Annotated in this window: 10 protein-coding genes; 9 read left to right on the top strand and 1 reads right to left on the bottom strand. The window is 63.2% G+C overall.

Annotation, left to right across the window (positions count from 1 at the left end):
- The first annotated feature begins 9 nt into the window (after nt 1–9).
- The 7 genes from AAFO92_RS20880 to trxA are packed head-to-tail and all read left to right on the top strand — an operon-like array spanning nt 10 to nt 10438.
- Entirely contained in the window at nt 10–1536 is a 1527-nt protein-coding gene (locus AAFO92_RS20880) for a PAS-domain containing protein (protein WP_347538577.1), read from the top strand.
- A gap of 40 nt (nt 1537–1576) precedes the next feature.
- Complete coding sequence (gene tsaE / locus AAFO92_RS20875) at nt 1577–2053, top strand: tRNA (adenosine(37)-N6)-threonylcarbamoyltransferase complex ATPase subunit type 1 TsaE (RefSeq protein WP_347538575.1); 477 nt, start codon at nt 1577–1579, stop codon at nt 2051–2053.
- Entirely contained in the window at nt 2046–3071 is a 1026-nt protein-coding gene (locus AAFO92_RS20870) for a phosphotransferase (protein WP_347538573.1), read from the top strand. The genes tsaE and AAFO92_RS20870 overlap by 8 nt, the downstream gene beginning before the upstream one ends.
- Nucleotides 3047–3739 carry a nucleotidyltransferase family protein gene (locus AAFO92_RS20865; RefSeq protein ID WP_347538571.1) on the top strand — a complete coding sequence of 231 codons (693 nt, stop codon included), beginning with the start codon at nt 3047–3049 and terminating at the stop codon, nt 3737–3739. The genes AAFO92_RS20870 and AAFO92_RS20865 overlap by 25 nt, the downstream gene beginning before the upstream one ends.
- Nucleotides 3732–6686: a double-strand break repair protein AddB gene (gene addB / locus AAFO92_RS20860; RefSeq protein ID WP_347538569.1), complete on the top strand. Its 2955-nt coding sequence runs from the start codon at nt 3732–3734 to the stop codon at nt 6684–6686. Before AAFO92_RS20865 ends, addB begins: the two co-directional genes overlap by 8 nt.
- A complete protein-coding gene (gene addA / locus AAFO92_RS20855) occupies nt 6683–10057 on the top strand; it encodes a double-strand break repair helicase AddA (RefSeq protein WP_347538567.1) in 3375 nt (1124 codons plus the stop codon). Before addB ends, addA begins: the two co-directional genes overlap by 4 nt.
- Before the next feature lie 60 nt (nt 10058–10117).
- Nucleotides 10118–10438, top strand: coding sequence for a thioredoxin (gene trxA / locus AAFO92_RS20850; RefSeq protein WP_347538565.1), 321 nt, complete (start codon nt 10118–10120; stop codon nt 10436–10438).
- 78 nt (nt 10439–10516) lie between these two features.
- Here the strand turns inward: trxA and AAFO92_RS20845 are convergent, their stop codons facing one another.
- A complete protein-coding gene (locus tag AAFO92_RS20845; protein ID WP_347538563.1) occupies nt 10517–11269 on the bottom strand; it encodes a metallophosphoesterase in 753 nt (250 codons plus the stop codon).
- Nucleotides 11270–11444: 175 nt separating this feature from the next.
- Between AAFO92_RS20845 and AAFO92_RS20840 the strand changes: the two genes are divergently transcribed.
- Nucleotides 11445–13178: a type I secretion system permease/ATPase gene (locus AAFO92_RS20840; RefSeq protein WP_347538561.1), complete on the top strand. Its 1734-nt coding sequence runs from the start codon at nt 11445–11447 to the stop codon at nt 13176–13178.
- Nucleotides 13175–13681 carry a hypothetical protein gene (locus tag AAFO92_RS20835; RefSeq protein WP_347538559.1) on the top strand — a complete coding sequence of 169 codons (507 nt, stop codon included), beginning with the start codon at nt 13175–13177 and terminating at the stop codon, nt 13679–13681. The genes AAFO92_RS20840 and AAFO92_RS20835 overlap by 4 nt, the downstream gene beginning before the upstream one ends.
- Nucleotides 13682–13830: the final 149 nt, after the last annotated feature.

Raw genomic sequence — 13830 nt, 5'->3', positions numbered from 1 at the left:
ACGACGTCGATGGACGCAACTGCTGTCGTGAATTTTGCCGGGGTCTTTGCAATCTCGGTCATCGCCTCCTTTGCGGTATTGTGGGTGTTTGGTGCGGCGCTTGGCAGAGGCCGCCGGCTGCAGATGCGGCCCGCCCCCCGACCAGTGACCGAAAACACGATCCTGTTTCGAAACGGCGTTATCGATGGCCACGATGTCATACGACCCGGGAATCTTGGGCCTGTCGATGACTGGATTGACTTGCGCAACTGGCTCGGCGACCGGTTTGCCGGATTGCCGGAACATCTACCCGACGACCGCACGGAAACTGTGACCTTTCGCGCCACGAACGCGGCGGAGGATCCTGCGACACTGACAATATCGGCTGAAAAAGGCCTGACCTGCGTCACCCTCGAAGATCCGGTCGAATCTCAGCCGGCGGACCGGCACCAGGCGATGCGGCTGAAAACGGCGCAGTCCGAAGACCGTCTGGCGTTGATGACTGCACCCTGTGCGATCTGGAAAACTGACAGGTCGGGCGAAGTCATCTGGCAGAACGCCGCCTGCAGGCGCCTGCTGACCGAACAGCTCGATCATATCCTGGAAAACATCGAAATACCGGCGCATGCCAACGAAAGCACCAGTTCGCGCATCGCAATCGCGCGGCCGCATGGTGGTGGCACCATCTGGTGCGACGTGGACGTGTTCACGACCGAGCGTGGCGTCATACATTATGCCACCGATGTGACCAATGCCGTTCACGCCGAGGCGGCACAGCGTGAATTCGTCCAGACCCTGACCAAGACCTTCGCCAACCTGACGACCGGCCTGGCCATTTTCGATCGCAACAAGCAGCTCGCACTGTTCAACCCGGCGCTGGTCGACCTGACCGCGCTGCCGGCCGAATTTCTCAGCGGGCGGCCCAGCCTGATGAGCTTTTTTGACAATCTGCGCGACCGTCAGGTCATGCCGGAGCCGAAAAGCTATTCGGACTGGCGGGCACAGATCAACCAGATGATCGAAACCGCGTCGGACGGGCTCTATCAGGAAACCTGGTCCCTGCCCTCGGGTGTGACCTATCGGGTCACCGGGCGCCCGCATCCCGATGGTGCGGTGGCGTTCCTGTTCGAAGACATAACCGCGGAGATCTCGCTGACGCGCCGGTTCCGCGCTCAGAACGATCTGCGTCAATCGGTGATCGACAAGCTGGACCATGCGGTGGCGGTGATCGCGGCCAATAACGTGGTGATTTTCTGCAACGCCACCTGGACCGAAATGTTCGGCGTCGATCCCGACACCAGCTTTGCCGAGCTGGGTATCCGCGATCTGGTGACGATCTGCCGCGAAAAATACCCGCACCCGGATTTCTGGCAAAGGGTCGAGATGCAGACCACCAGCAACACCCTGTCCCAGCCGGTCGAGGATATCATCGACACCGAAGACGGGCGGCAACTGATGTGCCGTCTTGTACCGGTTTCCGGTGGGGCCGCGATCCTTTGTCGTCCGGTGGACCATCCCGTCACCGGTGCCGCCAAGGCCGAAGCCGTCAACACCTGATCCCGGTTGCAGGTTGTTCCGGCGTGTGTAGTGTCGGGGCATGGCCGCGAAGATCCTCCAGCTGCAATTAAATTCTCCCGACGACACCTGTGCGCTGGCGCAGTCGCTGGCCCGTGTTCTGGGGCAAGGAGACACGGTGCTGCTGTCCGGCGATGTCGGCGCGGGCAAGACGCATTTTGCCCGCTGCCTGATCCTGTCATTGCTGGAGGTGCCCGAGGATGTCCCCTCGCCGACCTACACGCTGGTGCAGACGTATGATGGCCCGACCGGCGACATCTGGCATGCGGACCTCTACCGGCTGTCAGACATATCCGAGATCGACGAGCTGGGTCTGACCCAGGCGTTCGTCGATGCCATATGCCTGGTGGAATGGCCGGACCGCCTGGGTCAATACGCGCCAGAATCGGCGCTCAGCCTGTCCTTGGATGTGCCCTCCGGCGATGATAGACGCACTGTCAGGCTGGAATGGGATGACGCTCGATGGGACGCGAAACTGCGAAAGGCGCTCAATGACTGATCGCATGGCACTCGCGCGGCAATTTCTGGCGACAACCGAGTGGGCGAATGCTGAATCGTCGCTGCTGGCGGGCGATGCGTCGAACCGGAAATATTACCGGCTTGGCCGCCCGAATTCCGCAGAAACCGCGGTTCTGATGGATGCGCCCCCTGAAAAGGGTGAGGATGTCCGGCCCTTCGTCCACATCGCCCACCATTTGCTGGGCGCCGGCCTGAGTGCGCCAAGAATCCTTGCCGGGGATGAGATCAAAGGGTTCCTGCTGTTGGAAGATCTGGGAGATGCCCTTTTTGCCCGCGCGATACCGGACAATCCCGCACTGGAATCCACGCTTTATGCCACTGCAACCGACGCGCTGGTCGCGCTGCACGATCATGCGCCGCCCCCCGGCCTTGCTGCTTATGACCCGATGCTGATGGCCGATATGGCGGCACTGGCGGTTGATTGGTATGCCAACGGGGCTGGCAAGGCCGACAACGGCGCCCGGCAGGCATTGCACGACGCGATGCACGACCTGCTGGCGGAACACGCTGCCGAGGCAACGGTCCTGATACAGCGGGACTATCACGCCGAGAATCTGCTCTGGCTGCCGGAACGCGCAGGCGTGGCGCGGGTTGGCCTGCTGGATTTTCAGGACGCGATGCTGGGTCATCCGGCCTACGATCTGGTCTCCCTGCTACAGGACGCGCGGCGCGATGTACCGGCCGACATCGAGACCCGGATGATCGCCCGTTACCTGGCAAAGACCGGCCTTGAAAAACAGGCTTTCCAGACCGCGTATCGCTGCCTCGGGGCGCAGCGCAACCTGCGGATCCTCGGCGTTTTTGCGCGGCTTTGTATCCGCGATGGCAAGCGCGGTTACATCGATCTGATCCCGCGCGTGTGGGCGCATCTGCAGATGGATCTTGCCCATCCGGTGCTGGGGCCGGTTGCCCGGATCGTCACGGATGCCCTGCCCGAACCCACGCCCGTTACCCTGAAGAAGCTGAGCGAAAAATGCGCGACCGTCCCGGCTCTGTGATGCTCTTCGCCGCCGGTTTTGGTACCCGCATGGGTGCCCTTACCGCGGATCGACCCAAGCCCCTGATCCCCGTGGCGGGCAAGGCGCTGATCGACCATGCGCTGGACCTTGTGAATGCCTATGGGCCGGACCGGATCGTCGCCAATCTGCACTATCTTCCCGACCAGGTTGAGGCGCATCTGGCCGATCGCGGCGTCGCCTTTTCCCGTGAGGAACCCGAGATACTGGAAACCGGCGGCGGCTTGCGGGCGGCGCTGCCCCTGCTGGGTCACAAACCTGTTTTCACCATGAACACCGACGCGATCTGGCGCGGTCCCAACCCGCTGACATTTCTGGCCGAACGTTGGGACGCGGCCAAGATGGATGCTCTTTTGCTGTGCCTCGGGAAACAGCAGGCGCTTGGACATACCGGCGCGGGCGATTTCATCGCCGACGCCGAGGGGCGTGCGATCCGCGGCCCCGGTGTGATTTATTCCGGCCTGCAGATCATCCGCACAGAAACGCTGGCGTCGTTCCAAGAACGGAAATTCTCGCTCAATCGGGTCTGGGACATCATGTTGGACCATGGGCGGCTGTTTACCGCCACCTACCCCGGCATGTGGTGCGATGTCGGCCAGCCTCAAAGCATTTCGCTGGCCGAACGGCTTTTGGCAGGTTCCGATGTTTGAGCCGTCCGACGCGCCGCGGGTCTTTGGCGTACCCCTTGGGGTGGATTTTCCGCGCGCGCTGGTGGACGGGTTGCTTGAACGGCACAAAAGATCCCCGCCCGAGGCACTGGCGCGGGTGCAACTGATCGTCAACACCAGGCGCATGGCACGTCGCATACGCACGTTGTTCGACACGGGCCCGGCCCTGTTGCTGCCGCAAATCCAACTGGTGACTGATCTGGGCGAACATTGGGATCTGGCACATATTCCGGACGCCACACCACCCCTGCGCCGACGGCTGGAACTGGTCCGGTTGCTGTCGGCGCTGCTGGAACGCGCGCCCCGTCTGGCGCCCCGGTCCTCGCTTTACGATCTGGCCGACAGCCTGGCGGCGCTGATGGATGAAATGCATGGCGAGGGCGTGGCCCCCGATGCGATCGACAGGCTCGATATCTCAGATCAGTCCGGCCATTGGGAGCGGGTAAAGGCGTTTTTGAGCATTGTCAGACACTATTTTGAGTCAAGCACAAATGATCCCGATACCGAGGCACGACAGCGGTTGGTGGTGGAACACACGATCCGCCGTTGGCGGCTTCAACCGCCCGATCATCCGGTGATCGTCGCGGGCTCGACCGGCTCGCGCGGGGCAACGCAGCTGCTGATGCAGGCGGTCGCCGAATTGCCCTTGGGCGCGGTTATCCTGCCCGGTTTCGATTTTGACATGCCCGAGCATGTGTGGACCACGTTGGCGGGTGACACGCGCGGCGTACAAGGCGCCTTGCCGATCGAGGACCACCCGCAATACCGTTTCTGCAAATTCGCGTCCGAGTTGGGCATGAATCCCGGCCGGATTCCCCGCTGGAGCGATGCGAAACCGGCCAACGAGCCGCGAAATCGTCTGATCTCGCTCGCGCTCCGCCCCGCGCCGGTTACTGATCAATGGCTCACTGACGGGCCCGCGCTCGACCGGATCGACAGTGCCATGCAGGATGTCACCCTGCTGGAGGCGCCAACCCCCCGGCAAGAGGCGCTGGCCATCGCGATGCGGTTGCGCGAAGCGGCGGAAAACGGCCAGAGCGCCGCGCTGATAACCCCTGACCGGACCCTGACACGGCAGGTCACCGCGGCGCTGGATCGTTGGGACATTCTGCCCGATGACAGCGCGGGCACACCGTTGCACCTGTCCCCGCCGGGCCGTTTTCTTCGGCATGTGGGCGATCTTTTTCGGCAACGGCTCAGCGCCGAGCTGCTGTTGACCCTGCTCAAGCACCCGTTGACGCATAGCGGCGCCGATCGCGGCACGCATCTGCTGTTGTCGCGCGAGCTGGAGCTTCATCTGCGGCGTCACGGCCCGCCATTTCCCGGCGCCGACGACCTGAAAGCCTGGGGCGAACGTCGCAAGGAAGAGATGGCGCCGGCCTGGATCGGCTGGCTCTGCGACTGTTTCACGGAACGCCAGATCGCAGGCGACGTGCCTCTGGAAACCCGCGTGGCACAGCACCTGACCCTTGCCGAACGGATCGCGCAGGGCTGTCGGGAGGCGGGCACCGGCCAGCTTTGGGAGGGCGATGCCGGGCGCGAGGCACGCAAGGCGACGACCGAGTTGCTGCAGGAATCGTCCTATGGCGGCAGCATCAATTCAAGTGACTATTCCAGCCTGTTTCACTCGCTTCTCAGCCGTCAGGAGGTGCGCAACCCGACCGACCCACACCCGAATATCCTGATTTGGGGCACGCTCGAGGCTCGCGTTCAGGGGGCCGACCTGCTGATCCTGGCAGGGTTGAACGAGGGCAGTTGGCCGATGGTGCCCGCGCCGGACCCTTGGCTGAACCGCAATTTGCGACATGACGCCGGGCTGATGCTGCCCGAGCGACGCATCGGCTTATCCGCGCATGATTTTCAACAGGCCGCCGCCGCGCCCGAAGTCTGGCTGTCGCGCTCGGTCCGCTCGGACGATGCAGAGACCATCGTCTCTCGCTGGGTGAACCGGCTGCAGAACCTGCTCAAAGGCCTGCCCGAGCAGGGCGGGGCGGCGGCGCTGGAGCAGATGCAGGCGCGTGGCGACCGATGGTTGGAGCATGCCCGGCAACTGGAAGAACCAATTGCCGCCGCGCCGGCGCCCCGCCCGGCACCCTGCCCGCCCGCATCGGCGCGGCCCCGGCAGCTTTCGGTCACCGAAATCAGGCGGTTGGTGCGCGACCCATACGCGATCTACGGCAAGCATGTGCTCAGGCTGCGCCCGCTTGATCCCTTGATGCGCGCGCCGGATGCCCTGTTGCGCGGTATTGTTCTGCACGAGGTGCTCGAGAAATTCGTCAGCGAGATCCGGGACGTTGAATCGGATTGCACAAAGGAACGCCTGATGGAAATTGCAGTCTCTGTTCTGGCTGAAAACGTCCCCTGGGCCGAGGCGCGCGCCACCTGGCTTGCCCGGCTGGAACGCGTCGCCGACTGGTTTGTCAGCGGTGAACTGGCCCGGCGTACCCTGGCCGATCCGGCCGCGTTCGAGGCCAAATCCCGCGCCGAACTGCCCGATCTGGGCTTTGCGCTGACCGCGACGGCGGACCGTATCGACCTGGACCGTAACGGCAACCTGCATCTCTACGACTACAAGACGGGATCGCCGCCCAGCAGGGACCAGCAGACCTATTACGACAAGCAACTGCTGCTTGAGGCGGCGATGGCCGAGCGGACGGGTTTCGGCGCGCTGGCACCTGCGACCGTTGTGCGCGCGGTCTATATTGGCTTGGGATCGGGCGGCAAAGAGGTCGACGCCCCGCTGGAAGCCGAACCGACGGATGTGATCTGGTCGGAATTTCACGACCTGATCGCAAAATACCTGGACGACGATACCGGCTTTCCGGCGCGGCGCGCGATGGAAAGCAAGCGGGACAGGGGCGATTACGACCAACTGGCGCGGTTCGGCGAATGGGACATCACCGACAGCCCGGTGAAGATAAAGCTATGACAAAACGGGACCCCGCCAGCCAACGGCAGATTGACGCCGCCAACCCCGGTCTTTCGACCTGGCTGTCTGCGAATGCCGGGTCGGGCAAGACCCGCGTGCTGACGGATCGGGTGGCGCGCCTGCTGCTGGAGAATGTCGAACCGCAGAACATCCTGTGCCTGACCTATACCAAGGCCGCGGCCAGCGAGATGCAGAACCGGCTGTTCAAACGGTTGGGCGAATGGGCGATGCTGGCCGATGCGAAACTCATCAGTCAGCTGCGTAATCTTGGCCTGCCGGATGAAATCGGCCCGGATCGCCTGAGAGAGGCCAGGCGCCTGTTCGCGCGGGCGATCGAGGCGCCCGGTGGCCTCAAGATTCAGACGATCCATTCCTTCTGCGCCGCCCTCTTGCGCCGGTTTCCGCTGGAAGCGGATGTCAGCCCGCAATTTACCGAGATGGACGAACGCACCGCGACCTTGCTGCGCGCCCAGATTGTCGAGGAGATTGCCGAGAGCCCGGATGCCGGGCTGCTTGAAACGGTGGCGCGGCAATACGCGGGCGAGAGCTTCGACAGTCTGACCGCCGAGATCGTCCGCCACCAGACGCGGTTCGAAAACGGTATCGACGCCAAGGAGATTGCGGCGCTGTTCGGGCAATCGCCTGATTTGTCCGCCGAAATGGTGGCGGCCAGCGTTTTTCTGGGGAATGAACAGGAATTGCTGGACACCCTGGTACCCGCGCTCTTGGCTAGCGGAACCAATGATCGGAAAGCCGGTGACAAACTGCGTGATCTGAATGCGTTGAACGCGGCCGCCCTGCCTGTTCTTGAGGCGGTGTTCCTGAACGGGACCGGGGCAAAAGTGCCGTTTTCTGCCAAGATAGGGTCTTTTCCGACCAAGGCGTGCCGGGAAGGTCTGGCCGCGATCATGCCGCAAGTCGAAGCCTTCATGCAGCGCGTTGACGATGCCCGCGAGGCACGGCTGGCGGTCGAGGCCATTTCCCGGACCAGGGCGCTGCACGATTTTGCCACGGTCTTTCTGTCCGCGTATCAGGCGGCCAAGCAATTGCGCGGTTGGCTCGATTTCGACGACCTGATCCTGCGCGCCCGCGATCTGCTGGTTGATCCGCGGGTTGCAGCCTGGGTGCTGTTCCGGCTGGACGGCGGCATCGACCACATCCTGGTGGACGAGGCACAGGATACCAGCCCGGTTCAGTGGCAGGTCATCGAGCGCCTGGCGCAGGAATTCACCAGCGGCCATGGCAGCCGCGGGGACATGCCGCGCACGATCTTTGTGGTTGGGGACAAGAAGCAGTCGATCTATTCCTTCCAGGGGGCCGATCCCGGGGAGTTTGACCGTATGCGGGCAGAGTTCGCCACCCGGCTGAAGCATACCGGCACGCCGCTGTTCGAAACCGAGCTTGAATATTCCTTCCGGTCGTCACAGGCCATTCTCTCGCTGGTCGACGAGACCTTCAAAGAGGCCGGAACATCCGGGTTTTCGCCGCAACAGGGTCACAAGGCACACAAGACCGCGCTTCCGGGCCGGGTCGATCTGTGGCCTTATATCGAACCGGCGGAAGCAGAGGACAACCCCCCCTGGCACACGCCGGTCGACGTCAAGGCCGCCAATGATCCAAGCGTCCTTCTGGCACGGCAAATCGCATCGGAGATCCGGCGATTGGTCGATAGCGGGCACCCCGTCCCCAGCAGCGATGGCAAACATGGCTCGAAGCCCGCGCAGCCGGGTGATTTCCTGATCCTCGTGCAGCGCCGAAGCGACCTGTTTCACGACATCATCCGGGAGTGCAAGGCGCTCGACCTGCCGGTCGCCGGGGCTGACCGGCTGAAAGTGGGTGCGGAAATCGCCGTGCGGGATCTGGCGGCGCTCTTGTCGTTTCTCGCCACGCCCGAGGACAGCTATTCGCTGGCGGTCGCGTTGAAATCACCGCTTTTGGGCTGGTCCGAGGCCGAGCTGTACGATCTGGCGCAGGGCAGGGACGCGACATACCTCTGGCAGGAACTGCGGAACCGCGCCGCCGATTTTCCCGACACCATGGCCATCCTGAACGATCTTCGCAGCCAGGCCGATTATTTGCGCCCCTATGACCTGATCGAACGTCTCCTGACCCGGCATGACGGCCGCCGCCGGTTGCTGTCCCGACTTGGGCTTGAGGCCGAGGAAGGCATCGATGCGCTGCTGAGCCAGGCGATGACATATGAACAAAGAGCGGTGGACAGCCTGACGGGGTTCCTTGTCTGGCTCGAATCCGACGAGGTGGAAATCAAGCGCCAGATGGATGCGGCGGGAAACCGCATCCGGGTCATGACCGTTCACGGGGCCAAGGGCCTGGAGGCGCCGATCGTGATCCTGCCCGACACCGGCAAGCGCAATCTGGTCATCCGGGATCAGGTCATCGTGTCGGATCAGGCGGCGCTGTGGCGCAGCAATGCCGATGCGTCGCCCCGCACGATCAGCGAGGCGGTCGATGCGGCCAAGGCGGCCGAGATCGCCGAGCGCGATCGCCTGCTCTATGTGGCGATGACCCGCGCGGAAAAATGGCTGATCGTTGCGGCAGCGGGTGAAAAGGGCAAAAAGGGCGAGACCTGGTACGAGAAGGTCGACGCCGGAATGCGCGCCTGCAATGCCGTACCGCACGAATTTGCAAACGGTCCGGGATTGCGGCTGCAGCACGGTGTTTGGGCGGAAACAGAGACTGTCGGCGCGGAAAACTCCGCGACGGGTACGACGCCGCTTGCCGCGTTTTTCAACCGGCCTGCGCCGCCCGCACCCGCGCCGACCAAGACGCTCAGCCCGTCTGATCTGGGCGGTGCCAAAGCGTTGCCGGATGAGCGCGGTCTGGACGAAGATACCGCCAAGCGGCGGGGGCGACAGATCCACCGGTTGCTGGAATTCCTGCCGCAGGTTGGTCAGCCGCAATGGGCGGAAACGGCGGGTCATCTTCTGGCGCGGGGGCCGGATGCGGCCGAGGGGGAAGAACTGGAGATGCTGCTGGCCGAGGCAGCAATCATACTGACCGAGCCGTCGCTTGCGCATCTCTTTGCGCCGGATGCGCTGGCCGAGGTACCGGTTAGCGCCAGCCTTGACGCGCTCGGCGGCAAACGCATTCATGGCGCGATTGACAGGCTGGTCGTGAGCCCCGGCGACGTTCTGGCAGTCGATTTCAAGACCAACATGATCGCTCCGACGCGGGCAGAGGATGTGCCAGCGGGGATTCTGCGGCAGATGGGGGCCTACGCCCATGCCTTGCGCGCGGTCTATCCCGAACGCCGGATCACGACGGCAATCCTCTGGACACGAACCGCGACACTCATGCCACTTCCACACGATCTTGCGACAGATGCCCTGATGACCACCCAGATATCTTGACGCGCCCCATCGGCCTACATAGGTTCTGCCAGACCGCTGCTACTCTCAGGAGAATAGATCATGGCCACTGTTGCCGTTACCGACGATACTTTCGACGCCGAAGTCAAGAATTCGGACATCCCCGTTGTGGTGGATTTCTGGGCCGAATGGTGTGGGCCCTGTAAACAGATCGGACCCGCGCTCGAAGAGATTTCGAACGAGATGGACGGAAAGGTGAAGGTCGTCAAAGTCAATGTCGACGAAAACCCCAATGCGCCGTCGCAACTGGGTGTTCGCGGCATCCCGGCGCTGTTCCTTTTCAAGAACGGCGAGGTTGTTTCGAACAAGACCGGGGCAGCCCCCAAGGCCGCCCTGCAGGGCTGGATAGAAGACAGCATCTGATCTTTCGGCTCAGCGCAGGTTTTGGGGTCGCCTCTTGGCGGCGCCTTTTTCATCGCGTGGCGGGATGCGGCGGTGCGGCTATGTGCTGACAAAGCGGACATCCCCGCGGGTCACGATCGCGGCGGTCAGGCGATGGGTGTGGAAGGCCCCGGTGTCGATGGAAATGCGGCCGTCGCGCATCCCCGGTGCGGCCACGATATAGTGGCCATGCACCATCCACAGCCCGTCCTTTCGGCGTTTGCGCCAGAAATCCGGATGCCCCCATAACAGCCCATGGCCGCGCCGCGGCTCGAGGGGGCTGGAGGGATCGCCGCCGGCGTGGGTGACGGCCACGTTGCCGCTCTGCCAGATCAGCGGACGTTCCCTGAGCCACGCGATGAGCGCAGGGCCGGCCCGGTCGATCAGCGCGTCGCGGGCATCGGTCAGAGCATTATCATCCCACGGATCGGCCGGCGCGGGCACGCCGAAGCTCTCCAGCGTCTGCACACCGCCATTCGTCAGCCATTGCGGACCTGCCCGCGCGGGCATGTCGACGAAGTCAAGCATCATCGCCTCGTGATTTCCCCTGAGGCCCACCGCGCCCGAGCGGGTGAGTTCCATGATCCGCGCCAGCACCCCGGCGCTGTCTGGCCCGCGATCCACGTAATCGCCGACAAAGATGACGGGAAGCCCCGGCGCCTCGTGCTCTACCCGATCCAGAAGTTGCGCCAAAAGGCCGTCGCAACCGTGAACATCGCCAATCGCGACAAAATCCCGTTCCGGCGCAGGCGGCGTGTCGAAACCCGACCTCTTGCGCCTCAGACTGCTCAGGTAATCGGCGATCCGGCTCATGCGGATCACCGGTAGCACCTGAAAAGGGCAGTGGACATGAAGGTTTTCGGTTGGCCGAACATAAGTTGATTTATCACTTTCCGCGGACCAGACTATGCTGGAAGTGCATTGATTGGCCAGTTGGGTGTCGGGTGACGCCATGAGGTAAGGGTGTTTTGAAAGGTACGATTTCGCGATGACGGGCCGAAACGATAGCGGCATGACCGAGTTCCGCGTCGCCTGGCGGCGGGGGCGCAGCCTTTTTGCCTGGGCTTTTGTCTTTTCCGTCTTTGTAAACCTGCTGATGCTGACCGGTCCGCTGTATATGCTGGCGGTCTACGATCAGGTGCTGGCCTCGCAATCGGTGGATATGCTGGTGGCGCTGACCGTGCTGGTATCGGCGCTCTATCTCTTGATGGCCGTGCTGGATTATGCGCGTGGCCGCCTGATGGCCCGGATCGGGGCGCGATTCCAGACCCATCTGGACGGGCGGTTATTCGACATCGTGATGCGCCGGTCGGCAGATCCGCGGGCAAGACAGGCCAATAGCCGGGCGCTGCGCGATCTGGAATCGCTTCAGACCCTGTTCCTGTCACCGGTGCTTATTGCGGTGATGGACATGCCCTGGACCCCGCTCTTTGTTGCGGCGATTTTCCTGTTTCATCCGCTGCTGGGCTGGCTGGCCGTGACCGGCGGCGTGATGATCGTGATCCTGACGTTGGTCAACCAGATCGTGACCGCGCATCGCGTACGTCTGGCGCAGATTGCCACCCAACAGGCCCACACCTTTGCCGATCAGACCCAGGCCGCCAGCGAAACCGTCCTGACACAGGGTATGCGCGGCAGCATGACCAGCCGCTACAAGCTGCTGCGCAATGACGCCCAAAGTCAGAATGTCAGCGCAAATGACCGTTCGGGCATCTTCACGTCGGTCACCAAGTCGTTTCGGCTGTTTCTGCAATCGGCGATCCTGGGTCTGGGCGCCTATTTCGTGATCCGCGGAGAGTTGACGCCCGGCGCGATGATCGCGTGTTCCATCCTGCTGGGCCGGGCGCTGGCCCCGATCGAGCAGGCAATGGGCAACTGGCCGGTGCTGCAACGCGCGCGCGCCGGTCGGCGGTCACTTGTTCAGCTGCTTTCCGACATGCCCGACCATGGCCCCGAGACCCGGTTGCCGCGCCCGCGGGCGCGCCTGTCCGTAGAGGGTGCTGACATTCTGCCCCCCGGCGCGAAAACCCCGGTGCTGCGCGATCTTTCCTTTTCTATCGAACCGGGTCAGGCGCTGGGCGTGATCGGGCCAAGCGGGTCGGGAAAATCATCGCTGGCGCGTGTGCTGACGGGGTTCTGGCCGCTGGCCTCCGGTCAGGTACGTCTGGACGGGGCGACGCTGGATCAGTACCACGCCGACGATCTGGGCCGGTACATCGGATACCTGCCGCAGACGGTCTCGCTGTTCGCCGGCACGGTGGCCGAAAACATCCGCCGCATGGCGCCCCAAGGCGATTCCCGCCAGGTGATCGAGGCCGCCAAACTGGCCAATGCCCACAAGATGATCATGGGCCTGCCCAAGGGGTATGACACTTACCTGGACGGCGATGACTGCGCCCTGTCCGGGGGTCAGCGGCAGCGCATCGCGCTGGCTCGCGCGCTTTATGGCGACCCGGTCCTGCTGGTTCTGGACGAGCCGAATTCGATGCTGGATACCGAAGGGTCCGAGGCGCTGAACCGCACCGTGGGGCAACTCAGGACGCTTGGTAAATCGGTCATCATCATGACCCACCGCCCGCAGGCGATCGCCCAATGTGATCTGTTGATGGTGATCGAAAACGGCGTCCTCTCGGGCATCGGACCGCGGGACGAAATGCTTGAGAAGACCTATCCGAATATCCGTCGCATCCGAAAACTCGTCACGAATAGGGCCGGGTCATGAAGGCTGGGACACCGCAAAATGACGATCCGCGCTGGGGGGCCGCAACGCCGCTGACGGCGGGCATTCTGGCCCTGCTGGGTTTTTCTGTCTTCGTCGGGTTCTGGGCGACCCGGACGCTTGTTCCGGGAACGTTTCCGGCGGCAGGAACGCTGGTCATGCAGACCGACGAAGACCCGAACAGCAATCGGCCCGACGAACCGCTGCATGTTACGGCGCGGCTCGATGCGGCGTTTGCGGACCGCGTGTTCGGGGGGCAGCCGGCACTGTTGACGCTTCGATACGCGCACGGGGGGCCGCCAATGGAGGTACCCGCGACCGTGACCAGGATTGCCATGAACGGTGGGGGCGTCGTGGTCGAGATCGTGCCGACGACGCGCGAGTCGCTGCAGTCAGACGGGTTTTCCCTGGTGAATGGCTCACCGGTCGAGGTGGTTCTGTCGACGGGGGATCGCACGCCGTTGGCGTTGCTTCTGGATCCGGTGACAACACATTTTCCCGGCTAAAGGCACGTCACGGGCATAGACCGCACCTGACGCAACTGGGCAACAGATTTTTCGAATTCCGCGTTTTCCCGTTCGAATGTGGCGACAAACCGTTAATTTTGCTAGTTTTCAGCCAAGGCCCGCGAAAAAGGGCCAAACGAGGCAGAAAA

It is taken from the genome of Roseovarius sp. CAU 1744, from assembly GCF_039839345.1.
GTDB lineage: Bacteria > Pseudomonadota > Alphaproteobacteria > Rhodobacterales > Rhodobacteraceae > Roseovarius.
The sequence above is the reverse complement of the archived record's forward strand: the minus strand, read 5'-3'. Positions and strand labels throughout refer to the sequence as shown.